This is a genomic window from Alteromonas sp. 07-89-2 (assembly GCF_013113925.1).
GTDB lineage: Bacteria > Pseudomonadota > Gammaproteobacteria > Enterobacterales > Alteromonadaceae > Alteromonas > Alteromonas macleodii.
This window is the reverse complement of sequence record NZ_VTYM01000024.1, coordinates 103,568-128,407: the sequence shown is the minus strand read 5'-3', so window position 1 is coordinate 128,407 and position 24,840 is coordinate 103,568. Positions and strand designations below refer to the sequence as shown.

The following is a 24,840-nucleotide window of genomic DNA, read 5'->3' as shown; positions in this document are numbered from 1 at the left end:
TCGCCGGCTTAATATGCGTTAACTAAGAAATTAGTTACGGTTCGCAGCAAGCGCGTTAAGCGAATCTTTATGTGCTACGATGTCGATGTGCATATTTTCTTGATCGAACGTCATTGTTGCAATGGCGTAGTCACCCTGACTATCGCTTGCAATGTCGATCAACTTTGCTTGTGCATCACGGAAACGAATGTTATTGCCGATTTTGTCAGACATACATTGGTTATTCATTTCGAATGTTTTCGCATCCATGCAATCGAAAAGCTGGTTATCACCAGATTCCGCATGCGCAATACCAAAGGCCGCTGATAGAGCTAGGGTTAGTACTACTTTACGCATGTTTCTTCTCCTGTGTTACAGTCTACTACTGTTACCATTAAACATACTGTATATACATAAGATAGTCAAACTGAGATCATAGTTTTGTGACAAAAGTATGACAAAGAGAAATATTTGGAGAAAAATGTGAAAGGCCACGATGCACTGGTGGTTAAAGCGAGAAATTGTAGACTGTGTGCCCCTCACCTACCGCATCAACCCAACCCCATATTTAGCACTGCACCATCAACTAAAGTGCTTATTATTGGGCAAGCACCGGGGTTGAAAGCTCATGAACGCAACATTGCGTTTGATGATCCTAGCGGAGATCGGTTACGCGATTGGTTGTCTGTCTCGAGAGAGGCCTTTTATAACCCACGCTTAATTTCGGTGCTGCCAATGGGCTTCTGCTTTCCAGGTTATAAAAATGGAGCCGATGCCCCGCCAAGAAAAGAATGTGCTCCCGCTTGGCATAATGACTTTCTTCTTCATTTAAAACCTGAAGTAACGCTTTACGTGGGACGTTACTCGCAACAGTATTATTTACCGCAACACAAAACGTTAACTGAAGCTGTACGCAGTCCGACTGAAACACATTTCGTACTGCCCCACCCGTCAGGAAGAAACAACAGGTGGCTCGCTAAAAACCCTTGGTTTGAATTAGATATCCTTCCCAAGTTGCGAGACACTGTCGAATCTGTATTAAAAGTTTAGTCGTGCTCTTCAAGAAACGCTAAAAGCGCATCGAACGGCATAGGCTTCGCGTACAAGTAGCCCTGTGCTTCGTCACATCCAAGCTTTATCATGTAACTCGCCTGCTCTCTTTTTTCTACGCCTTCGGCAATAGTCAATAAGCCTAGCTTGTTCCCCAAAGTCACAATGGTCTCAGCAAGCACTGCGCTTGCACCCGGTTTAATGTCTTTGACAAAAGAACGATCGACCTTCAATCGATCTAACGGAAGCTGCTGTAGATAACTCATGGAGGAAAAGCCTGTTCCAAAGTCATCAATGGCTATTTTAACGCCAAATTCTTTTAACGAACGCAATGCATCTATTACAATTTGCGGCTCATCCATGACCACACTTTCTGTTATTTCTAGCTCTAACAGGCTTGGGTCGCAGTTGGCGTTAGATAGTGCCTGCTTAACTTTTTCTACAAATAACCTATCACGGAATTGCGGAATAGAGATGTTAACGGCAACTCTTAGATGGCCGTAGCCTTTTTCTTTCAATTCCTGAAGACGACGGCATGACTCTTCTAGCACCCATTCACCGATATCAGCGATAAGACCTGAATACTCAGCAAGTGGTACAAACACAGCGGGAGAAATGTATCCCCCTTCACCATTGGGCCAGCGTAGTAAGCCTTCCATGCCAACAACTTTTTCATTCAGTAAGTCCACTTGCGGCTGAAACCACAGCTCCAGCTTTCTTGCTGCAAAGTCGCTTCGGAGTTGGCGAATCATATCTAAGCGCCAAGTCGTCTGATCTTCAATATCTTTGGCGTAATATTCGAAGTTATCTGTCAGATTTTTCTTAGCACGGTTTAACGCAATATTCGTGCGCTTTAAAATCTCAATGCCGATGTGGCGTTTATTGTCTAACTTGCACAATCCAAGTGTTATATTCACCGGAAGGGTGTGATCACCTACCTGAAATGAAGATTGGAAAATGTTGTTGATGGTTTTGGGGCATACCAAATCGTCAGGACCAATAAGACCAAATACATCAGCACCTATGCGGCCTTTTTTCACTATGCTGTCGAAAGAAGATTGAAAGCGAGCGCTTATAGCTCGCAACAATTCATTGCCGACTTCTTGCCCTAAACCATCATTTATATCGGAAAAGTGATTTACGTCGATAAGAGCTACGCTATAGTTTTCTCCGGCAAACAAATGAGGTTTATCGAGCATATTGATAAACTCATTGCGGTTTGGCAGACGGGTTAACCAGTCTCTGAACGCCGCATTTCTTAATTCATGGAAAAGATTAACGTTTTCGTATCCCACTGAAATACTGGATAGAAAAACCTCAAGTAAGTGCTTGTCTAGCTCACTAATCTCGTGGGTTTGTCGAACAAATACGGCAGCTTCAAAACCAGCGCGGCTGATATACAGCACAGAGCAACTGGGCTCAAAAATGTGCTTTTTAAGACGTAGGCACCGACTAATGTTTTCTTCAATTTCAAGGTTTTTAAGCGTGAACACAGGCTGGTTTATAAATTTCGCATACTCACCCGCAGCGCCAAGCACGTAAACCTCTTCGTCCTCTTGGTCTAGCAAAGAACCCGCTCTTGCGCACAATAAACCTTCGGAATCTAAACCAATAAGCGAACTAATCTGAGTAACTACACCTTCGCAAAACTCTTTCACCGAATGTTCTTCAAACAAGTTCGCTGAAGAGGTGATTATTTTCTCTAAACCAGCACGGCTTTGACTAATCGTTACAATTTGCTGATAAGAGCGTAGTGAGGAAATGATAGTAGTTAGTAATTTGGCGCGAGTAAGTTCTGTTTTGGTTTTATAGTCATTGATATCGTAAACTTTAATGACTTGCTCTTCAGGAGCGTAGCCGGGCTGGCCCGTACGTAAGATAATTCGAGGTTCAACTAACTTCATGTCTTCGCGGATGTATTTAACAACATCAAAACCCGCGTCATCAGTCTCCATGACGACATCAAGTAAAATTATGGCAATGCTGTTGCCATATTCGTGCAGCATTTCTTTGGCTTGTTTTGCTGAATAAGCGTGGATAAAGTTTAATTTGCGATCGTTTACGATGAGATCAGATAGCGCGAGACGCGTTACGGTGTGAATCTCTTCATCGTCATCGACAATAAGAATGTTCCAGTCTTTGCCCAATAAGGTTTGCTCTTCAACTGAACCATCATCATCTAAAAAAATTAATTCGTCGTTATCGTAATCCATTGCCGACATTACCGCTCATTTCCTCGATACAAACAAAACAAGAATGCGCTACTCATTGTATTAAGGCAACGATTACATTGATAAATGGGTTACGCAATGCAATAGTGCTCTCATGTTACATGCCATTTTACATTCGATCATTTAAGCATTTATGAAGATTACATCCCAGCACTTTTCCCCTGAGGTAAAAAAACCACAGGAAACGGAAGAGAAGACTGTAAAGGTGACAGCCGAATCGCCTGCGGCTGAAAAAGCGGCCAGCAACGCAGTGAAAACCGATGCTAGTCGCCAACGCATGCTTTCCTGGTTTGCCAGAGTGGGTATAAGCCCCTCTATGATGTCCCCTGATCCTAAAAAGCAAAAGCATGCACTAGAAAGAAGAAAACAAATACTAGAAACCCAAAAAGCGAGCAATCTTCAAGCTGTATTAAATATAGCATTAAATGTGACGATCAACGAACAAACTAGCGATAATCTTGATCCCGACTGGTTTTTCGCATTTAGTACCATGGCTGAGGAAATTTACAGCCCGCCCATGCAGGAATTATGGGGAAAGATTTTTGCCGTTGAGGTGGCTCGCCCGGGCAGTTTTTCCCTTCGTACATTGCAGCTATTAAAGACGCTAACGCACAGGGATGCACAAGTATTCAATAAGGCTGTCAATGTTGCGAGTAGAAGAAATAACGATGCGGTCCCGCGTATTCTTGTGGGGTATCACAAACGCAAAGGCTTGCTTTCACTATTGAGACGCCCTGTTCCTGAGCAAATTAACTTAGCCAACGTGGGGTTGAGTTACCCTGATCTGTTGTCTTTGCAAGAGATGAAGTTGATTTATACCAGCGAAATTGAAAGCGCCGAATACAATGAAGGTCAGCAAGTAACCTGGCGATGCGTAAATGAAAATATTTCATTAACCAGTAAAACGTCGGGGGTTGCATTGGTGTATTACAAGTTCACTTCGGTCGGCAGTGAGCTGTATAAATTAGTGACTAAGTCGCCTAATGAAGCGTATTTAACCAGCATTAAGTTGGTGTTAGGCGAGGTATTTAACGTAAGTTAAATACCGTCACCAAACTCGTGCAATCCACACTCGCGTTTCAAACCAAAGAAGCGCGTGTCTTGCTCACTCATTCCTTCCTGGAGCGACTGCGTGGTATGCCAATCACCGATGGATACATACCCTTGCTCCCAAAGCGGATGATAAGACAAGTCGTTATCTTTCAGGTAGTAATGTAAGTCTTTGTTGCTCCAATCAATGATCGGGTAAAGTTTAAACTGCTGCCCTACTTTTTGTAGAACAGGAAGCTTTCCCCTGGTATCTGATTGGCTTCTACGCAAACCTGCAAACCACGTACCTGCTTTCAGGTCACGTAAAGCGCGCTGCATTGGCTCAACTTTGTTCATCTTATTGTATTTCTCAATACCTTCGATGCCTTGTTCCCAAAGTCTGCCAAAGCGCGCTTCCTGCCACGCAGAAGACATCTCTGCGCTGTACACATGCAAATTTAAATTGAGCTTTTCTACAAGCTCATCAATGAACTTATACGTCTCAGGAAAAAGATAACCTGTGTCGGTAAGCACAACAGGAATATCCGGTTGTGCTTGGGTAAGCATATGCAGCATAACCGCCGATTGTGCTCCAAAGCTTGAAGACACAATATGAGCATCAGGCAAGTTGTCCAGCGCCCAAGCTACTCGCTCCTGCGCTGTCATTTTCTCTAACGTTTCATTGATATCAGCAAGGGCTTCCTTACTGATATCAAGCGTTAGTGGTTGCTGCTTAATCGCTGTATTATTCGTCATAGAAATCCCGTGCGGAGTCTACTACTGGTTTTACAACACCAGCGCGAACAACGTAATCACCAAAGGCTTCACCCGCTTCACGATCTTTGGCCCACTGGCCAAACAGTGAATCTAGTTCTGCCATGATTTCCTGTTCGCTTATGTTTTCTCGATACATACGTGGAATACGTGTACCTTCTCGGTTTCCACCCAAATGCAAATTGTATTTGCCTGGGCCCTTACCTACTAAGCCAACCTCAGACAACATCGCGCGACCACAGCCATTCGGGCAGCCTGTTACACGGAAGATTACGCTATCTTCTTCCAATCCGTGTTTGGCAAGTAAACCTTCTAGCTCTGTAACGGCATCTGGCAAGTAGCGCTCAGCTTCTGCCATGGCTAACGGACAGGTTGGCAATGCAACACAGGCCATTGAGTCAAGTCGCTGGTTAGAAATCGATGGCGCTATTAAGCCATGTTCGCGGGCTAATGCTTCAATTTTGTCTTTGTCTTGCGGCGCTACACCGGCAATAATCAAATTCTGGTTTGCCGTTAAGCGGAAATCACCTTTGTGGACCTTCGCAATTTCGGCACAGCCTGTTTTTAGCGTTTTACCTGGGTAATCTAAAATACGGCCGTTCTCAATAAATACGGTCAGGTGATATTTGCCGTCAATACCTTCAACCCAGCCAAAGCGATCGCCACGGCCCGTAAATTCATACGCACGGCTGTCTTGGAAAGTCACTCCTGCGCGTTTTTCAACTTCAGCCTTGAAGTTGTCTACCCCAACACGCTCTAACGTATATTTGGTTTTCGCGTTCTTACGATTAACACGGTTCCCCCAATCACGCTGAGTTGTTACAACCGCTGCGGCAACGTCTAGCGTGCTTTCAAGCGGAATAAATCCGAAATCAGAGGCTTTACGCGGGTACGTGCTCTTGTCGCCGTGAGTCATTGCAAGACCACCACCGACAAGTACGTTAAAGCCAACTAGCTGTCCATTTTCAGCAATCGCAACAAAGTTAAGATCATTCGCGTGAACATCTACATCGTTTTGCGGAGGAATCACCACCGTCGTTTTAAATTTACGCGGTAAATAGTTATCACCCAAAATAGGCTCTACAGGTTTTTCAGTCGTTTCAACTTTTTCACCGTCTAACCAAATTTCAGCATACGCGCGGGTTTTAGGTAGTAAGTGTTCACTTATCTTCTTCGCCCATTCAAATGCCTGAAGGTGAAGCTCAGATTCAACCGGATTTGACGTACATAGTACGTTTCGGTTTACGTCGCCTGCCGTAGCAATAGAGTCGATGCCTACCTTGTTTAGCATTTGGTGCATGGACTTAATCTTAGGCTTTAACACACCGTGAAACTGGAAAGTTTGACGGGTTGTTAAACGAATGCTGCCGTACATGGTGTGATCGGCTGCAAACTTATCAATCGCTAACCATTGGTCAGGCGTAATAACACCACCAGGTAAACGGGCACGCAACATCACATTGTGAAGCGGCTCAAGTTTCTGCTTTGCACGCTCAGCGCGAATATCACGATCGTCTTGTTGGTACATACCGTGAAAGCGAATAAGCTGGAAGTTATCAGCGGTGAAACCACCAGTAAGATCATCTTTAAGATCGGTAGTGATGGTGCCACGCAAATTATTACTTTCACGCTTTAAGCGCTCGTTGTCAGCCAGTTTGCCCTCAACGATAAATGGTGATTTTTCGTTACTCATTAATAGACATCCTTCTGATAACGTTTCGCTTTACGTAACTCTACAACATAGGCTTTTGCATCGGCTTCAGATTTACCGCCGTGCTCTTGCACAATACTAATTAAGGCGTTCTCTACATCTTTCGCCATATGCATTGCATCGCCACACATATAGAAGTGTGCGCCCTGCTCTAGCCATTCATACACCTCTTTACCGTTTTCTAATAAACGGTGCTGAACATATACTTTTTCTTCTTGGTCACGAGAAAATGCCAGCGTAATTTTGTCTAGCAGGCCTTCTTTAACGTAGCCTTGCCATTCCACCTGATACAGAAAATCTTGCGTGAAATGTGGGTTGCCAAAGAACAACCAGTTTTTGCCTTCTGCGCCTTGTACGTCACGCTCTTGCATGAACGATCTAAACGGAGCAATACCCGTACCCGGGCCGACCATGATCACTGGCGTATTTGGATCAGCGGGCAAACGGAAGTTATCGTTACTTTCTACGAACACTTCTACGTCGCCATTTTCTTCTAGATATTCACACAAAAAGCCAGATGCGCCGCCTTGATGACGATGTCCAAACGCTTCATAGTCAACGTGAGCTACGGTTAAATGTACTTCTTCTTCCACTTCGGCTTGGCTTGAAGCTATCGAGTACAAGCGAGGCGTTAGCGGTCGCAAAGCATCTACAAGCTGTTGTTCAGACAACTTACCCGGATGGTCGCGCACAATATCAATAATTTGACGTTCGGCCATGTAGGTACGCAGCTGCGCTTTATCTTCCATCAATGTAGCCAATGATTCAGAGCCTGTCGCCTCTTGATATGACTTAATGAAATTAGGGTAACTTAAGGTTAATTCAAGCTTCGAAGTTAATGCTTCGGTGAGTGACATGGTCGCGTCTGCCACAGAAACTTCTGTATTGCCGTTTAGTGACAAGATACTAATAAGCTCCGACACTAAAGATGCTGCATTTTTAAACCATACACCAAGCGCATCACCTGGCTTGTAGGTAATTCCGCTATCTTCAAGGCTTATTTCAATATGGCGTATATCTTTAACAGAATCACGACCTGTGATTTTTTGTGCGTCAATTAAGGTCGCTTTAAACGGCGCTTTCTTGGTGTAAGTTTGCGCTGCAACACCCTGCACTGCCGCGCCAGTTTGCACCGCTACCGCTGCTTGCGGAGCTGCATTAAAATCGTCTTTTAGCGAGTCGATGAGCTTGTTCAGCCATGCTTCGGCTTCCGCTTCATAATCAACGTCGCAGTCCAGACGCTCTACAATAGCTTTACCGCCAAGCTTACCTAAGCGTTCATCAAAGTCTTTACCCGTTTGGCAGAAAAACTCGTAACTACTGTCACCTAAACCCAAAACTGCATAATTGGTATCAGCAAGCTTCGGGGCTTTTTTGCCAGCCAAGAATTCATGTAGCTCAATAGCATCGTCTGGTGCATCACCTTCACCATGGGTACTAACAAATACCGCAACGTGAGTTTCTGCTTTCAAGTTACGTGGCTTGTAATCTGCCATGCTAACCAGCTTGCTATTAAAGCCCGCTTCTTCTGCTTTCGCTTGACACTGCGCTGCAACACCTTTCGCATTACCGGTTTGTGAACCGTACAAAATAGTAAGCGTTGGCGCGTCACCCGCTACTGCAGGAGTGCCTTGCATCATTGGTGCAACCGAACCACCTTGTGCAGCAGCCATGCCCGCAGCATAACCACTTACCCAAGTAAGTTGATCACGATTTAAGCCTGCAATGGCTTGCGTTATTGCATTCCACTGCTGTTCGTTTAATACCGCGCCTGGCGCTGAGTTCGAATTAGAATCTTGTGACATAGTCTTTTAGCCTTTTATCAATGGCGCTAAGGCTAACGGCTTTCTTCAAGAAGAGAAAAGAATAAATGAAACTTTTTTATTACTGAAAGTGCTAATGACTGTGCGAATAGGTAATAACACAATTGAATTTGGGCGAGAAGCAATAAAAAAGGGCGAGGCTGCAATCGCAGCCCCGCCCTTTAAAATCCGTAGTTGAGGCTTAGAAGTGAAGTTCTAGCCCTGCGAATACACCATCGAATTCCATATCAGCGTACACATCATCAAGGTCTTCAATATCTACCGTTACATTTCTGTAACCCACCTGAAGCGTCATATCGACCGCTAAACTTTCAATAAACGAGTACTGAATTGCAGCTTGATAATCACTAAGCTCATGGTCGTCGAACGACAAATAGCTTCCTTCAAAGTATGCTGATAAACCTGTAAACGGTAAACCTAGCTGAACCTTTGAGTAAGCCATTGGAACAATACCAGAGAATTCTGCAGATCCGCTTGTGTCACTCGCTCTATCCACAACGAACAGTGCGCCGTCGATGTACTTTGCATTAACACCTAAGTCAAAGCTCACTAGATCGTTATCAAATAACTCGTAGTACAAAATGAAATCTGTAGCATCAAGCTCTACATCTGTATTAACCGTGGTGCTTTCAGTAAATAATTCACCGTCGAAAGTGAATTCAGACTGAAGCGTTGTGGTGCCCGAGTTATCTAATGTCGTGTGATTTACTTTTACATTAGGTAAAAACGGTACAGGATGCTCAAAGGCAATGTATAGCGCCGTATTGGTCTCATCATCAAAGTTAAAGTCAGCGGTGTTGTTGCTATCAGCAAAACCGCCCTGCGTGTCGGTTTGCCATACTTGAGCTCCAACATATACGCCTGCGATAGTGTCTGCATGAGATGAAACTGAAACTAATGTGCATCCCAATGCGGCAGCTATAAGACCCTTTTTCATTAATTATCCTTGATTAAGAAGTTCTGAAAGTTCAATTAAAGCAGCGTTTGCACGAGAAATATAGTTTGCCATTACCAAAGAATGGTTCGCTAACATGCCAAATCCACTACCATTTAAAATCATCGGACTGAATACCGACTGCTGTGTCGCTTCCAGTTCACGAATAATTTGCTGAAGACTAACCAATGCATTCTTATCTTCCAATACGTCGTAAAATTCAATTTCCACGGCTTTTAGAAAGTGAAGTAAAGCCCACGTAGCACCGCGTGCCTCATAGAAATTATCGTCTAGTTTCCACCAACTCGTTTTAACTACACGCTGGCTGGCTACAGGAGAAGACTGCTTTGCATTCGAGTCGCCCGCCAGGTCAGTGTTCAATCTAGCCGATCCTACGCTGGCACTAAGTCTTTGTGAATAACTGCCCAACCGTTTTTCTACCTGTTTCAACCATTCGCGCAAGTTGTCTGCGCGAGTATAAAACTGACTGTCGGTGTTTCGGGTATTCGCTAGCTCGTCACGGTATTTTTTTAGAAGCTCTATACCGTCAGAGTAACTCGATTCAGAAGAAGGCAACGCCCAGCTTTTGTGATCCATATTAAACTTAGGGTGAGCTTTTGTAAGGTATGGATTTTCAATAGATTGGGATTGAGAGCGGCTGAAGTCTTTACGCATAGAGAGTGCAAGGTCTCGCACCATTTCCAGCGCACCGAATTCCCATGCGGGCATGTTATCTAAAAAGATGCCAGGAGGCGTAATATCGTTAGAAAGATATCCACCAGGCTTATCAAGTAAGGTTTCCGACACATCAATCATGGTTGTTGTTAATGTGTAACCCGCAATATTAGTTGGATTCTCAACAGGCGAGTTTTGCTTTAAACGTTGTCTAACATCAAACGTGTCTGGGGATAGGCTCCAATACCATCCTATTAGCCAGAAAAGTAAAACTATCACTACAGCGACAATCGCTATCCGTTTTGAGTTAATAGATTGTCTCATATAACACCAACCTTCCTTTTAAATAACAAATAGCCGACGGAGGTCAGCTATTTGTAGTCTTAATACTATGTGAAAAATGCGAAACCTTTGTGACGGTCGTCTTTATATCACCATCTTTTACTACGTTAACACAACTTAAATAAAATTATGATGATTATACATTATGGTGCATATTTCGGTCATTTTGCTGCTTATAAGCGGCAGAGTTTCGATTTTTCAAAGCATATAGCGCTATCGCGATAAGTATAATTGGCCAAAATGCACTTACTCCCACCACTAATAATGCTAGAAATCCTGCGCCTAGCGCTAAAAGAATTGTGCCCATAACGCTTACAGCAACAACGAAACCAACGATAGCGAGGACTACGCCGACTAGCGATAACACTGCTACGTTTTCCCAAGGACTTAGTAATTCATCTGACATGATTAAGTGCATACCCAACCAGCTATCTACTAAGCTGCCTAAACAATTTACCAAAATAATGGCGATGACCAATGCAATCAGAAAGTTTTTCATTACACTAATCTCGGTAGTAAGATAACGGCTGCAATATAAGCCACTAGCGTAATAGGCGTAGCGATGAACAAGCCTGCTACAGCTGCCGCTCTAACCCATACTGCATCTATATCAAAATAACGTGCAACTCCTGCACACACACCTGAAATGATTCCAGAATCAAGGTCTCTATAAATTCGTTTTTGTGATGGTACTTTCATCATCTTCTCCAAAAATGCTTACTTCGATATCTACAATGCGGGCTGCGGCTCTCAAGGTCGCCTACGCGACCTTCTTCTTCTTAAGTTCAGCCAATTCCTTTTCGATAGCTTCATCTGCTTCCATTGCATCGAACTCGGCCTGCAGTGACGTTGCTTCATTCGACTTTGTTAGGTCGTACGCATCAACTTGCGCTTCTAGATGATCAATGCGCTGCTCGTAACTCTCAAAGCGCATCATGGCATCATCAATTTTTCCTTCGTGATCAGCTTGCTTCACTTTTAAGCGTGTTTGCGCTGAATGCTTGCGTTGAACCAGCATTTTTTGCTTGGCTTTTGCTTCGGCTAACTTACTGTTCAGACGCGCAGTATCGCCTTGGATTTTTTCGATACTCTGTGCAATATGCGCTTCTTGTTCTTCAAGAGAAGCTAGCTTTGCAACATACTTTTGTTTTTCGATTAGTGCGGCTTTAGCCAATGACTCTTTGTCATTATTCATTGCGATCTGTGCTTTGTGTTGCCACCCTTCCACTTCTTTGTTTGCTGATGCCATATGGCGTGCAAGGGTTTTCTGCTGAGCAATAAAGCGCGCTGCATCAGTGCGAACCTCAACTAAGGTTTCTTCCATTTCTTGAATAATCAAACGAATGATTTTTTCAGGATCTTCCGCTTTATCTAACATTGCGTTGATGTTTGCTTGAACAATATCGTTAATGCGCGAAAACATACCCATGATTATTTCTCCGTTAAAAGTAGTGTTGTGGTTTCCAGCACTTATTCTTAGTTACGCTGACCGCTGGTTACCGCTGACTGAGTTCTCCTCAACACTCTAACTATTACAATCACCATGCCACTTATTTAAAGCACTGTTTTTAAAGGACTTTAATTTAATTCCGGAAATTGTCAACTGTTCACCAAGCAACCAAATACAATTTTTTAGCGTATTTAACCAACAAATTTGTTAAATTGACCACCCCTGTTTTTTGCGTTTTTAATGTTTAAGTCACTGTGCTACACGCACAAAAAAAGCGCCTTTCGGCGCTTTTGCTAGATACCAATATCGAATTAGTCGGCATCTTGTTCTGTAGAACTACCTTCAGACGGGGTAGCAACAACTAAATCAGTCACGCTGACCTTACCACTTCCGCGCACTTCTTGTGGGCTTAGCTCAAAGTGATACGTTGCGTTTGCTACTGCTTGGTATACGTCAGCCTTAATTTCCTGTGATGTGGTAGCCACTGCGTTTGAAACCACATTAGTTAAAAACGTTTGAAGCACTGACTCTTCTGCATTTGCTACGCTGCTTGCCATGCTTGCTGTCAGTAAAGTTGCTGCGATTAGTGAAGTTTTCATAATTTCCCTCTGAAGTTAGTCAGTGCAACAACACGCCGTTGTTGCGATACTTAGAGGATTGCGAGAGCTGTGCCAACTCCTTTAAAAACACTTAAAACATTGATATATATAAATTTAAATAAAAAAGCTCGCGAGACAGCGAGCTTTTAACAATTGAACAAATATTAAACTTTGGTCAAAATTACTAAATCGTTAGTCTTTTTGACTATTAAACGCAGCGACTTCCTTTTGGGCACTTTCTACAGCGTCTAGCGCATTTAACAGCAGATTGGGATCTGGATTTTTTCCTGTTCCATTTTGGCTTAAGTATCTACGCCAAATGCGTCCACCCGCTTGCCCTTGATAAAGACCCAAAATATGCCGAGCTGCATGCCAGGGTTTGAAATAGGGATCGTCTTGGCGTTCAATATACTGCTGCATTTTTAGCACAATTTCTCGGCGTGACATGCTCTGAGCTTCAGTATCTCCGAAAATCTCTTTATCTACGGTAGCCATAATGTAAGGGTTGGCGTTAACCTCTCGCCCTACCATAACGCCATCAACAAGTTCTAGCTGTTGCTGGGTTTCTTCTAGCGTTTTAACCCCACCATTTATGCTAATAGATAATTCAGGGCGAGCCTGTTTCAGTCTATGAACCCGCGGATAGTTTAACGGCGGAATTTCGCGATTTTCTTTTGGGCTCAATCCCTGTAGCCACGCTTTCCTTGCGTGAACAATAAAGGTATCGCATCCGGCATCTGCCACGGTATCGATGAAACGAGCGAAGTCTTCATCTTCGTCCATATCATCAATGCCAATACGGCACTTTACGGTAACGGGAATATCTACCGCAGCCTGCATGGCTTTGACACAACTTGCGACCACCTCTGGCTGGGCCATTAAGCAGGCACCGAAGCTACCGTTCTTAACTCGATCACTTGGACAACCTACGTTTATGTTAACTTCATCATAACCGCGCGCTTGTGATAGCTCAGCACACTTGGCCATGTCAGACGGATCGCTTCCGCCCAGTTGAACAGCAACAGGATGTTCCTCTTGGTTGTAACCCAGATAGTCACCCTTGCCGTAAATGATCGCGCCTGTGGTTACCATTTCTGTATAGAGAAGTGTGTGCTTAGACATTAATCGTAAAAAGTAGCGACAATGGCGGTCTGTCCAATCCAGCATTGGAGCGACAGAGAATTTACGATTTAGCGGAGTGATAGACACGACAGGAACCTCAGACACAGTTATTACTCATATACCTCGCGTACGCGCGAGCGGCGTATAGTACCTATGTTCAATAAAAAAACAATGTCGCTTGCCATTATTTGATAGGCCTATTCCAGCCTCAAAAAACAGCTCAAATCGTAGAACGCATAAGTAAATCTTCATAGATTATTCAACTTACTGAAAAGATAACGTTTTTTGTATAAGGATTTTTGTAGGTATTTGCCACTATTATGCTTTTAGCGTATTTCAAAGTTCACGATTAGCGGCTATTGTATAAAGTAATAACCATAATTATTAGCACAGACAAAAATGTGATTGCAGCTCATTAGCGTGTTCAACGCAAAGAACTGCGCCTTCCGGAGACATTTTATGGCGGACAAGAAGCCGAAGGATCAGCAAGCGCAAGACGTAACTCAAACTGAAGGCGCGCCCAAACCAGCAGACGAACTTGCTCAACTTAGAGAAATTCTGTTTGGTCAAACAAACCGTGCTTTCCGTGCAGATCTTTCTGCGTTGGAGTCACGGGTCAACGACAGCTTCTCTAAACTGAATACGCATCTTGATAATCAGTTTAACGATATACGTAAGCTTATTGACCAACAGATCACAGAATTATCGAATCAGTTGGCCAGTGCTAACGACAACCACAGTAACGTGCAAGAGCAACTTCAAAACACCACTGACAAATTGCAAAGTGAATTGGAGATAGCGGAAACTGCTGCAAAGAACGACAACGATGCATTGGAAGCTCATGTGGTTAAAGAACTAGAGTCGCTTGATAATTTATTTAGTAAGCGTCACCAAGAGCTGCTAGAAAAGCTTCAGCAGGTTACCAGTGAGCTTTCAGAAAGTAAAACCGATAGAAAAACGTTGGCAAACTTACTTTCGACTATGGCCACCAACCTCGCTACAGATCATTAATTAATGACTGAAAAAGTGCCGCCGTCGGAGCTATCTGACAACTCTCTGGACAAAGTCAGAGAGCTACTCATTGGAAAGGACGACAAGTTCGTTCAAGAAAAGTTGAATCGCGATGCGAAAGGCATCGTGACAAACGTCGTTTCTGAAGCGCTCTTTGAACGCGAAACAAAGGACGGCTCAGTTAACAAAGTACTTGTTCCTCTTGTAGAGAAGTCGCTTCACCGCTCTATAGAAGCTAATAGCGATAAGATTGTTGGTACACTTTATCCCTTGGTTGGCACGCTTGTAAGAAAGGCAGTATCTTCATTTCTTGTTGAGTTTGTCGAGCGCACTAACGCGCTTATCGAAAACAGCTTAAGTCCCAAAAGCGTATCGTGGCGATTCAAAGCTTGGCAGTCTGGAGTCAGGTATTCTGAATTTGTCGCATCTCAAATTTACCAATACCAAGTCCAACAGCTGCTGGTCATTCATCGAGAGACCGGCACGCTACTTCACAGCATTTCTTCAGATCCTGAGAAAGAAAAAGACGCAGACTTAATTTCGTCAATGCTAGTGGCCATTAATGACTTTGTGGCAGATGCGTTTGGCGTTACCAGTACCGAGTCAGAAAACGAGCTCGGCGAGATAAAAACGGAAGACTTTACGCTGCTAATAAAAATTGGGCCACAAGCGCTGCTTGTTGCTGCAGTTACGGGCAGTATTCCTCCTGAGGTACGCGGAAAACTTCAACAGGCGTTGGAAGATTTTCATCAGTTCTATCAGCAACCGTTGCTCACTTATGAAGGTGACAATGCGCCCTTCGACGGTTGCGAAACCATTCTTTCAGACTGCTTAATAAGCGAAAAAAAAGAGGGTGAAGGAAAAAAATCAAACCGATTAATAGGCGCACTAGTGCTTCTGGTGATTTTTTTCGCACTTGCAGTGCTGTCTTTTATGCGTTTGTCGCTAAGCATCTTAAAAAGCGACTTGCACGAGCTTCCTCCTCCACCTGGAATCATAGTAACTGATACTTATATTTCCAATGGGAACGTGCACGCTAAAGTCCTTCGCGACCCGGTCGCCACCAGCATCGAACAATGGTTTAGCGATAATAACGTCGATGCAGAAAGAGTTACTGTTATTGAAGAACCCTTTGTTTCTTTAAAACCAAGTGTGGTTGAACGCAAACTTGAAAAGCTCGTGAGCGACTATCCACTCAGCGAATCAGAAAGCCTATTAATTAAAAAAGGGGATGAACGTAGCTTTATTATTTCAGGAACCGTATTCACCCCAACCGCAATTAACTTTACTCAGCAAATAAACGCTATTCCTGGTATTTCAACAGTTAACGTTGATACCACCGCGCTTAACGTCAAAGCAGCCTATCAAATTGACAATACTGAGCTCCAGAAAGCCGCATTGAACCGATTAGTTAATAAGGTTTCCTCACAAAATGTACTTTTTGCTACTAACCAAGAAGCGCTTTCTGAAGTACAGTTAGCAAAATTAGAACCTCTGGCAAACGACATAAAACAATTGTTAACCCTTGCTGACAAGACAAAAACTGTTGTCAGTATTGTTGTAATGGGTGCCAGTGATAATTCAGGCTCAAGCGCACGAAATCGCGCATTGAGTCAAAAACGAGCAGAGAATGTTGTGAATTCATTAATTTCACTTGGCGTAGAAAGTGATATTCTTATACCTGTAAGCTTAGGAGAGCTACCATTGCAGAAAGCATCAATGGGGCGTTCAGTCATGTTAAACGTTTTGATATCCAGTGAGCAATAGTAAGGAAGCTTTGCAGTGATACAGAAAAAAGTATGTATTTTAGGGCCCACTGGTGTTGGCAAAACAAGCTTGGTTAAGCAATTCGTTGAAGGTATTTTCTCCGAAAAATACAAGACCACTATTGGCGTAAAAATAGATAAGAAACAAGTCAATAAAGACGGACGCGGGGTTCAGCTTCTACTTTGGGATTTAGAAGGTATCGACAGATACTGTGGCTTCAACCCTCGCTACCTTCGCGGCGCAAGCGCCTACATTATTGTAGTTGACCAAACTCGGTCTCAATCCTTGCTTGAAGGCATGGAAATTCTAGAACTCGCACGCGAACACTACCCCGATATCCCCGCATTTTTTGTCGTAAATAAAACCGATCTCCCCACAAGTTGGCACTGGAGTGAGGAAGAACTTAATTCTTACGCTCAAAAATTCGCTTCACTAACGAAGACCAGCGCAAAGACCGGTGAAAATGTAGAGAATTTATTCAGTACAATTGCGTTTTGGTAGGAGATTGCCATGGATATTCATTTATTAAATGCATTGGGCATTACTAACTGCGCGCTATTTAGGTGTAACTCCGAAAGCGACATTGAATGCTTAACGCCAGAACTTCCATGGCTCGCAAATGTTGTGACGATTGACGAAAACAACAAACTGCAAAAGAAGCATATCCCCTCTATTTTTTTAGACGACTTTTTTCTCGATGCCGACGAAGTATGGAAAGGCGAAACGTCATTTACGCTTTCATCTGGCTTTTGGACGGAGCACAATGAGAGCCAAGTACTTCGCTTAGAAGCATTGGCAATTAATAGCGGATCGGGTTCTCGCTATCTGGTCGTTAAAAACGTAGAAGAGCAATTTGACGAAAAACGTAAAACGCTGCAAGCCGCGCGTGAATTATTGCTAAGCCATCACGAAATTGTAGGTCAGCATGAATATATTAGGCACAAATTAAACGGTGTTTTACGCAAGAACACCCGACTTCAAAAGCTCGTTCCGCCCATTCAGCAAGCTATTCACAACCTGGAAACCGGCGTTGTCATTTTAGACGACAAAGGCGGATTGATACTGGACAACAAAGCGTCTCATAGATTGCTGCTTTGTAATAGCACAACGCCAAGCTCTATTCGCGTCAACGAGCTTCTTACTGATATTGATGCGCCGGCAACGTTTCTTCCCGCACTAGTGCAGCGAAAAGCCCCCTGGCAAGGTGAGCTTTATTGGCAACCTGTTGACGATTATGGTGTGTGGCTTCAGGTTACCATTCACCCTGTATTACAAGGGGATGAGTTAACCCATTGGGTTTACCTACTTACCGATATTACCCATATCCACAATAAAGAAGAGAGCGTATTAACTGCCAGTGGAATGGACTCGTTAACAAAGGTAGCCAATCGCAATTTGTTTACCGATACAGTAAGAAGACTGGTTCAGGAAGAAATCGCATTCAAGTTGTTCATAATAGATATATGCGACTTTAAAAAGATAAATGAATCACTTAGCTATCAGTCGGGTGACGAGATCCTTAAATCGTTCGCACTGCGACTGCAGACCTTTGTCGGCAACAGCGGGTTTATAGCGAGAATAGGCAGTAATGAGTTTGCATTGGTGAAACGTGAAGATACCTTTAACGAACTTACCAGTGCCGAGTATATTGAGCAGCTAGTCAAAAAGCTCACTCAAACCTATACCGTTCTCAATGGCAGCGAGCCGAACTTAGGCATAAATATTGGCGAGGCAAACTTCCCCCGACACTGCCCGTCAACCGAATCACTTCTTCAATGTGCTGACATCGCCTTGCAGGCCGCTAAATACCAAGGTCGCAATGTGGCACTTACCTACAGTGAAGAACTACACAAACAACATCATGCAATTAGCGAGCTTGAGAGTCAGCTACGTTCTGCCATCGAAAACAATGAACTCAAACTCTTTTTGCAGCCTATTGTCGATTTAGAGACTGGCAAAATTGTTAAATGCGAGGCTTTGGCAAGATGGATAACGCCGGAAGGCAAGTTCATTTCCCCAGAAGTGTTCATTCCTCTTGCTGAAAAAAGTGAACTCATTTTCCCTTTCGGCGAGTGGCTTATTAATGAAGCTTGTGATGCTATAGAAGCGTTAAAGGCCTCTAATTTGGACATTAGGTTGGCCATTAATATCTCTGGCCGCCAAGTGTCAGATTTAGCACTACTAAACCAAATTAAAAACGCATTGGAAGATCACCAACTCCCCGGCTCAAACTTATCTATCGAGTTAACCGAAAGCGTGTTTGTGGAAAGCTTGGATACCGTTTCAGTATTACTCAACGAGCTTCGAGCAATGGGGATCACCGTGTCGATTGACGATTTCGGTACAGGTTTTAGTTCACTGGTGTATCTGAAGAAACTGCCTATCGATGAGCTTAAGATTGACCGCTCCTTTGTCAGTGAACTTGAGAAAAACACCGACGACCAAGCTATCGTTCAGGCTATTCTTGGACTGGCGAGCAACTTAAACATTAAGATTATTGCAGAAGGTATTGAAACCCAACAGCAGCAACAGTTTTTGCAAAATCATCGGTGTGCTTATGGTCAGGGTTACTTATATCAGCGCCCCGTTGCCATACCTGAATTTATAACTTTAGCGCAAAAGCTAAAGTAAGCTTAAGCAAAGCCTCATCAGCCATAAACAAAAAAGCCGGAGTACGATCCGGCTTTTTTACAGCTTTTATTCTACACTTAAATTAGCCCCATATGTCCTGCATGGAACTCCAAGTGCTCTTCAATAAATGATGCAATAAAGAAATAACTATGATCGTAACCTTCATGCATGTTAAGCGTAAGTTGCGTATCTGACTGTTGCGCAGCATGAACAAGACACTGAGGTTTCAGCTGCTCGTGCAAAAACTCATCTTTTGTCCCTTGCTCTACTAGCAGAGGTACACTGTGTGTTTTGCTTGCTAATAGCAACGAGGCGTCGTAATCCTGCCATGCTGCCTTGTCATCGCCTAAGTATCGATCTAAGGCTTTCTCGCCCCACGGACAATCTGAAGGATTTGAGATAGGGCTAAAGGCCGATACCGATACAAACTTATTAGGATTACGCATGCCAATAACTAAAGCACCGTGTCCGCCCATGGAGTGACCGCTAATAGCGCGCTCTTTGGTTACAGGGAACTCGCTTTCAATAAGCGCAGGTAGCTCGTTCACAATATAGCTATACATTTTGTAATGCTTATCCCACGGCGCCTGCGTAGCGTCAACGTAGAAGCCTGCCCCAAGGCCAAAGTCATAAGATCCTTCTTCGTCGTCTGGAACGTTCTCGCCACGGGGGGATGTATCGGGCGCTACAATAGCCATACCTAATTCCGCCGCTAGCTTCATTGCACCGGCTTTTTGCATAAAGTTCTGGTCGGTACATGTCAGCCCTGACAGCCAGTAAAGCACGGGCACTAGCTTTTCTTTCGAGGCGAAAGGGGGAAGAAAAATTGCGAAGGTCATATCGCATTGTGTTGTTTCAGCTTTATGGGTATAGCGTAAATGCCGTCCCCCGAATGCTCTATTTTCGCCAATAAGCTCCATTTCAGCTCCTTAAATACGTAAATTTGCACCTTTATTGTGGAATCAGTAAAGGCTCTATCGGATTTTAGATCAAGTTCGTTTACACTAAGCGCCTAATTTTTGAGGTAAGTACAATGGTAAAAGCACTGTTGCATCATATTGTTGGCACTATTTCGGTCATCTGCTATTTCGTCAATACGGTAGTGTGGTCAACGCCTATTTTTATATTGGCTATTTTTAAACTTATACCTTTTGCGCCGTGGCGACGATTCATTTCTTATTTACTCGACGCATGCGCGACTGCGTGGATCGGCGTTAATAACCTGAATCAGCGCATCAGCGGACGCACCAAATGGCAAGTAAACGGACTAGAAAAACTCACTCGAGATGATTGGTATCTCGTTGTTGCTAACCATCAATCTTGGGTCGATATTTTAGTTCTTCAACGTGTATTTAACCGAAGAATCCCATTTTTGAAGTTTTTCCTCAAAAAAGAGCTTATCTATGTTCCCATTTTAGGTCTGGCTTGGTGGGCACTCGATTTTCCATTTATGCGCAGGTATTCCAAATCATTTTTGGCTAAAAATCCACATTTGAAAGGAAAGGATATGGAAACCACGCGCCAAGCGTGTGAGAAATTTAGAAATAAGCCTGTAAGTATTATGAATTTTGTTGAAGGCACCCGCTTTACGCAAGCCAAGCACGACAAGCAGGCCTCGCCTTTCACTCATTTACTTAAGCCTAAAGCAGGCGGCATAGCATTCGTTTTGTCTGCGATGGGCGATCATTTGCATAAGCTTATTGATGTCACAATTGATTACCCTAACGGCGTACCGTCTTTCTGGGACTTTGTTAGTGGTAAGGTTCGTGATATTCGTGTGAATATCAACGTAATGCCCATCAAAGACATTATGGAAAACGGCATTTTCAACGACGATTATTTTGATGATCCGCAAGTTCGAGCCCGTTTTCAGACGTGGTTGAATGAGCGCTGGCATGCCAAAGATCAACTTTTAGATTCACTAAACGCAACACAGAAACCATTATGATTCGCGCAGTACTCGCTCCTTTTATTTTCGTATTACACACTTCACTACAAATCCTCAATCTTGCGTTGTGGGGAGGCCTAATTATCTTACTGGGCTTGGTAAAACTTATTATGCCTAACGGAAAGATAAGAACGGCATGGAATAAAGTGATGCACGGGCTAATGTTTAGCTTCGGACGGGTCAGCGTTCTCATGATACGCTTGTTCAACCGCGTCGATATTGAGTGTTCGGTACACGGCGAACTGTCAAAAGACCGTTGGTATCTGATTATTGCCAATCATTTAAGCTACCTCGACATTATTCTGCTCATTGAATTCGCAACGAACCGCATTCCTGCACCCAAATTTTTCCTTAAGAAAGAGCTTATTTGGCTGCCATTTGTCGGACTGGGTGCCTGGGCGCTTGATATGCCGTTCATGCACAGATACACCCGTGCTTATTTAGAAAAGCACCCAGAGAAAAAAGGAAAGGATCTCGAAACCACCAAAGCGTATTGTGAGAAGTTTAGAACGGTGCCCACAACGGTCATTAACTTTGTAGAGGGGACTCGATTTACTTCGTTGAAGCATCTGTCAAAGCAAAGTCCCTATGAAAACCTCCTGCCCCCCAAAGCCGGCGGCGTTTCCTTTACACTCTCAGCTATGGGCGAATTATTTACCAACGTGTTAGATATCTCACTGCTCTACCCAGAAAATAAGCGTCATCCTATGATGGCAATGCTTAGCGGTCAGATGACAAAAATAGTGATCGATGTGAACGTTACGCCGGTACCTGAATTACAACAGCATTCAGAACGCACTGAGTCTGAGTTTCGTCTTTATTTCCAAAACTGGTTGAACGGTCTATGGGAAAATAAAGACAACCGTATAAAGAAAATGTTGGAGTCGTAATTAATGGAAGTCAGTGCTTCAGTACGCGATAACTTTATTCACATAGTTAATGATATTTTCCCGAATCTTACTACTGAAGATCCGCTGTATAACGTCATCGCACTAAGTAGTATTTTAGTGGTGTCGGCGATAATCTATATTATCGCAAGGCTATTGGTGCGCCCCCAGATAGCCAGTTGGGTATACAAATCCAATAATCTCTGGGACAACGCCTTGCAGCAGCACGGATTTTTCCGTCGCTTAATGCACCTGTTTCCTGCCCTGTTTATTTACCTAACTACACCAGTACTTATTAGCGATGAAGCCGTGATGCACGGTATGGTGATAAAGAGCGCTCAGCTATACATGCTATATAGCGGCCTTCTTGCCTTATATGCCATGTTGAGCACAGTGGAAGACGTTTATAACGCCTCAGCGCTTGCTAAACGCGCACCTATCACTGGCTTTATTCAAGTCACTAAGCTCGCTTTTGCAATCATCACCATACTATTAAGTATTTCTTTGATTGTAGACAGAAGCCCGCTACTTATTGTGTCTGGCTTAACCGCCATTGCCGCAGTTTTACTATTGATATTCAGAGACACCATTCTGGGCTTTGTTGCCGGCATTCAAATAGCCGCTAACCGCATGTTTAATACAGGCGACTGGATTGCCATGCCTAAGTATGAAGTAGATGGTGAAATACTCGAGATAGGCCTTACCAACGTCAAAGTACAGAACTGGGATAAAACCATTTCTACGCTGCCGACTTACAGCCTTACTACAGAAGCAGTTAAGAACTGGCGCGGTATGCAAGAGTCTGGCGGACGCAGAATTAAGCGCGCCATTTATATTGATGTGCACTCTATTAAACTTTGTGACAACGATATGCTAGAGCGCTTTTCGAAAATTCGCTATATCAACGAATATATCGATAAGAAGAAAAATGAGCTCCGCGCTTATCACCGAGATTACTCCATTGATGAGTCGGATCTGCTAAACAGCCGTCGCCTTACCAACATCGGCACTTTTAGAGCTTATTTAGAGGCATACTTGCGCAAGCACCCGGATATAAACCAAGAACTGACCCTAATGGTTAGGCAACTACCGCCTAATGAGCTTGGTTTACCTTTAGAAATTTACTGTTTCAGCGCACAAAAGGAATGGGTGAGGTACGAAAAAGTACAGGCGGATATTTTCGACCACGTTATGGCTATGCTGGATTTGTTCGATTTACGCGCTTATCAACGTGATGGACATTTGTCGCTGCTTGCCCATCGCGAACAAAGCGCTTATAGAAACAGTCCTGAAAGCGACAATGCGCCTGAAGATGCTCAGGAGAAGAGCGAACCTAATCGATAAGGCAGTGATGAATAAAGACTTGTTCAAGACGAAAAAAAACCGGCTGAGATAGCCGGTTTTTTTAATGCTTATCGCTTAAGCCAATGCGTAGGCCATCAGTAAGCAAAGTACTAAACCAGTAACGCCAAAAAAACCGTACTCGATTTTTTCCTGCATACCTTCAGCACCTGCTTTAGCAGTCATAAAGCCCATAACGATGCTGCTTAGCCCTAGCGTAAAGGCAATTAGCGTAACACCAAACATAATTGCATTAATCCAATCAGCCATTGTGATAACCCCTTAAAAATATTGGCGGTATTATGCACCAATAAATAAGATTTAACCATGCTTGGATTGGCTTAAATGTACCGCTATTGATATTAATTGATCTTAGTCAAAACTACTAATTAGTTGGTAATCTCACTAAATAATGTATTTAGCAGAGCATAAAGAAATCATCAAATATCACTAACCATTTGAAAGATATAGACTTTAAATATTGGCAAGGCCATTGCTCTACCTTAGGTATAACAGCGAGTATCGTTAGCGTCTATCTGACAGTGACACTACAACGCATTGCAGTTTGCTTCGAGCACTTTCGTTAACGCGTCACACGTAAATTAAGGAATAAACAATGTCTAAGAAACTATTACTTTCAGTTGCCCTTACCAGTGCTTTAATGAGCGGCCACGCATTTGCGCATGACAGCAGCTTTCAAAACAACAGTTGTGACATGGAGCTTGATGGTCATATTCAATATTACCAAGGTGACCTAACGGTACAGATGGACAATGGCTCAGTGATGACGATTGACTCCCATCACAATATGACCATTAACGGCGAACCAGTATCGCTTGACAGCGAACAACAGCGCTGGGTAAGTGAATATTACAACAACATTGATATCGCCATCCCTATGACCTTGAATATCGCCAGTGAAGGGCTGCAAATTGCCAATGTGGCAGTAACTGAAGTATTTACTGAACTGTTAGGCGGCGATCAAATGGGTGATGATTTTCGTGAACTGTTCGACTCACTTGAAACCAAACTAAACACTTCATTCTATGATGACGCAGGCAATATTCGCGTTGATTCAACTAAATTCGATGAGCCAGGTTGGTTTGACGAAAGCTGGGAGCAAGAATTCGAAGCGCAAATTGAGTCTTTAATCAGTGAGTCTATGGGTAGAATTCTTATCGCCGTAGGAACACAAATGTTGTGGGAAGGCGGTGATATGTCTGAGTTTGAGCAAAAGATGGAGCGCTGGGGTGAAGATTTAGAATATCGCTTAGAAAGCCAAGCGGCTGCGCTAGAAGAAAAAGGTGATGCATTGTGTAAGGTACTGAAGAAAGCGGATTATGCCGAAGGCAAGATGCAGGCATCCATATCTGGGCTAGATGACTTGAACCTGCTAGATATTGATCAAGACAACCACCATGACCACAACGACGAAATGAAAATGTAGTTGGAAAATTCAGCGAACTAAACGCGCAGAGCGAAACGACTTACAACTCTAACCACTCACCTTAGAAAACCGACTGTAACCCAGTCGGT

The 24,840-nt window shown here is 43.5% G+C and carries 24 protein-coding genes; 10 read left to right on the top strand and 14 right to left on the bottom strand.

Translation table 11 applies throughout. From position 1 onward, the window contains the following. Positions 1–30: 30 nt before the first annotated feature. On the bottom strand, positions 31–336 hold the full coding sequence (locus F0261_RS15645; RefSeq protein WP_014950713.1) for a hypothetical protein: 306 nt from the start codon (positions 334–336) through the stop codon (positions 31–33). Positions 337–450: 114 nt separating this feature from the next. Between F0261_RS15645 and F0261_RS15640 the strand changes: the two genes are divergently transcribed. Next, positions 451–1,029 (top strand): uracil-DNA glycosylase family protein, encoded by a 579-nt coding sequence (locus F0261_RS15640; protein WP_014980290.1) that lies wholly within the window; start codon positions 451–453, stop codon positions 1,027–1,029. On the opposite strand, the gene F0261_RS15635 is transcribed toward F0261_RS15640, so the two are convergent. Further along, positions 1,026–3,251: an EAL domain-containing protein gene (locus F0261_RS15635; protein WP_171338412.1), complete on the bottom strand. Its 2,226-nt coding sequence runs from the start codon at positions 3,249–3,251 to the stop codon at positions 1,026–1,028. The two genes, F0261_RS15640 and F0261_RS15635, sit on opposite strands and share 4 nt — an antisense overlap. A gap of 214 nt (positions 3,252–3,465) precedes the next feature. Here F0261_RS15635 and F0261_RS15630 point away from each other — a divergent pair, with 214 nt between their 5' ends. Continuing rightward, positions 3,466–4,302 (top strand): TIGR03899 family protein, encoded by an 837-nt coding sequence (locus F0261_RS15630; RefSeq protein WP_014980292.1) that lies wholly within the window; start codon positions 3,466–3,468, stop codon positions 4,300–4,302. Here the strand turns inward: F0261_RS15630 and F0261_RS15625 are convergent. From F0261_RS15625 to dusA, 10 genes are all read right to left on the bottom strand, one after another. Beyond that, positions 4,299–5,045 carry a phosphoadenylyl-sulfate reductase gene (locus F0261_RS15625; RefSeq protein ID WP_171338411.1) on the bottom strand — a complete coding sequence of 249 codons (747 nt, stop codon included), beginning with the start codon at positions 5,043–5,045 and terminating at the stop codon, positions 4,299–4,301. The two genes, F0261_RS15630 and F0261_RS15625, sit on opposite strands and share 4 nt — an antisense overlap. Beyond that, positions 5,035–6,756 (bottom strand): assimilatory sulfite reductase (NADPH) hemoprotein subunit, encoded by a 1,722-nt coding sequence (gene cysI, locus F0261_RS15620; protein ID WP_171338410.1) that lies wholly within the window; start codon positions 6,754–6,756, stop codon positions 5,035–5,037. Before cysI ends, F0261_RS15625 begins: the two co-directional genes overlap by 11 nt. Beyond that, entirely contained in the window at positions 6,756–8,579 is a 1,824-nt protein-coding gene (locus F0261_RS15615; protein ID WP_171338409.1) for an assimilatory sulfite reductase (NADPH) flavoprotein subunit, read from the bottom strand. The genes cysI and F0261_RS15615 overlap by 1 nt, the downstream gene beginning before the upstream one ends. Positions 8,580–8,778: 199 nt before the next feature. Continuing rightward, complete coding sequence (locus F0261_RS15610; RefSeq protein WP_171338408.1) at positions 8,779–9,534, bottom strand: TIGR04219 family outer membrane beta-barrel protein; 756 nt, start codon at positions 9,532–9,534, stop codon at positions 8,779–8,781. A 3-nt stretch (positions 9,535–9,537) separates the two neighbouring features. Then, entirely contained in the window at positions 9,538–10,530 is a 993-nt protein-coding gene (locus F0261_RS15605) for a DUF2333 family protein (protein ID WP_014950721.1), read from the bottom strand. A 154-nt stretch (positions 10,531–10,684) separates the two neighbouring features. Continuing rightward, positions 10,685–11,047 (bottom strand): hypothetical protein, encoded by a 363-nt coding sequence (locus tag F0261_RS15600; protein WP_014977415.1) that lies wholly within the window; start codon positions 11,045–11,047, stop codon positions 10,685–10,687. After that, positions 11,047–11,247: a PspC domain-containing protein gene (locus F0261_RS15595; RefSeq protein WP_014950723.1), complete on the bottom strand. Its 201-nt coding sequence runs from the start codon at positions 11,245–11,247 to the stop codon at positions 11,047–11,049. Before F0261_RS15595 ends, F0261_RS15600 begins: the two co-directional genes overlap by 1 nt. A gap of 61 nt (positions 11,248–11,308) precedes the next feature. Then, positions 11,309–11,977 (bottom strand): phage shock protein PspA, encoded by a 669-nt coding sequence (gene pspA, locus F0261_RS15590; protein ID WP_171338407.1) that lies wholly within the window; start codon positions 11,975–11,977, stop codon positions 11,309–11,311. A gap of 332 nt (positions 11,978–12,309) precedes the next feature. After that, positions 12,310–12,597, bottom strand: a complete 288-nt coding sequence (locus F0261_RS15585; protein WP_014950725.1) for a hypothetical protein — start codon at positions 12,595–12,597, stop codon at positions 12,310–12,312. Between the two features lie 192 nt (positions 12,598–12,789). Beyond that, entirely contained in the window at positions 12,790–13,824 is a 1,035-nt protein-coding gene (gene dusA, locus F0261_RS15580; RefSeq protein WP_367613870.1) for a tRNA dihydrouridine(20/20a) synthase DusA, read from the bottom strand. A gap of 354 nt (positions 13,825–14,178) precedes the next feature. Between dusA and F0261_RS15575 the strand changes: the two genes are divergently transcribed. Genes F0261_RS15575 through F0261_RS15560 form a run of 4 tightly spaced genes read left to right on the top strand, consistent with a single transcriptional unit; the run spans position 14,179 to position 19,128 of the window. Then, positions 14,179–14,730 carry a hypothetical protein gene (locus F0261_RS15575; RefSeq protein WP_014950727.1) on the top strand — a complete coding sequence of 184 codons (552 nt, stop codon included), beginning with the start codon at positions 14,179–14,181 and terminating at the stop codon, positions 14,728–14,730. Positions 14,731–14,733: 3 nt separating this feature from the next. Further along, positions 14,734–16,497, top strand: a complete 1,764-nt coding sequence (locus F0261_RS15570) for an OmpA family protein (RefSeq protein ID WP_171338406.1) — start codon at positions 14,734–14,736, stop codon at positions 16,495–16,497. A 15-nt stretch (positions 16,498–16,512) separates the two neighbouring features. After that, positions 16,513–16,998 carry a Rab family GTPase gene (locus F0261_RS15565; protein ID WP_014980321.1) on the top strand — a complete coding sequence of 162 codons (486 nt, stop codon included), beginning with the start codon at positions 16,513–16,515 and terminating at the stop codon, positions 16,996–16,998. Positions 16,999–17,007: 9 nt separating this feature from the next. After that, a complete protein-coding gene (locus F0261_RS15560; protein ID WP_171338405.1) occupies positions 17,008–19,128 on the top strand; it encodes a bifunctional diguanylate cyclase/phosphodiesterase in 2,121 nt (706 codons plus the stop codon). A 77-nt stretch (positions 19,129–19,205) separates the two neighbouring features. On the opposite strand, the gene fghA is transcribed toward F0261_RS15560, so the two are convergent. Further along, positions 19,206–20,048: an S-formylglutathione hydrolase gene (gene fghA, locus F0261_RS15555; protein WP_171338404.1), complete on the bottom strand. Its 843-nt coding sequence runs from the start codon at positions 20,046–20,048 to the stop codon at positions 19,206–19,208. Positions 20,049–20,161: 113 nt separating this feature from the next. On the opposite strand from fghA, the gene F0261_RS15550 reads away from it, so the two are divergent. Genes F0261_RS15550 through F0261_RS15540 form a run of 3 tightly spaced genes read left to right on the top strand, consistent with a single transcriptional unit; the run spans position 20,162 to position 23,307 of the window. Further along, a complete protein-coding gene (locus F0261_RS15550; protein WP_014980324.1) occupies positions 20,162–21,076 on the top strand; it encodes an acyltransferase in 915 nt (304 codons plus the stop codon). Continuing rightward, on the top strand, positions 21,073–21,966 hold the full coding sequence (locus F0261_RS15545; RefSeq protein ID WP_014950733.1) for an acyltransferase: 894 nt from the start codon (positions 21,073–21,075) through the stop codon (positions 21,964–21,966). The genes F0261_RS15550 and F0261_RS15545 overlap by 4 nt, the downstream gene beginning before the upstream one ends. A gap of 3 nt (positions 21,967–21,969) precedes the next feature. Continuing rightward, the gene (locus tag F0261_RS15540; RefSeq protein WP_061486557.1) at positions 21,970–23,307 is read left to right on the top strand and encodes a mechanosensitive ion channel family protein; all 1,338 of its coding nucleotides are present in this window, start codon (positions 21,970–21,972) and stop codon (positions 23,305–23,307) included. Between the two features lie 75 nt (positions 23,308–23,382). Here F0261_RS15540 and F0261_RS15535 read toward each other — a convergent pair whose 3' ends face one another. Next, a complete protein-coding gene (locus tag F0261_RS15535; protein WP_171338403.1) occupies positions 23,383–23,574 on the bottom strand; it encodes a hypothetical protein in 192 nt (63 codons plus the stop codon). Between the two features lie 346 nt (positions 23,575–23,920). On the opposite strand from F0261_RS15535, the gene F0261_RS15530 reads away from it, so the two are divergent. After that, positions 23,921–24,751, top strand: a complete 831-nt coding sequence (locus tag F0261_RS15530; RefSeq protein ID WP_014950736.1) for a DUF2884 family protein — start codon at positions 23,921–23,923, stop codon at positions 24,749–24,751. The last annotated feature ends 89 nt before the right edge of the window (positions 24,752–24,840 follow it).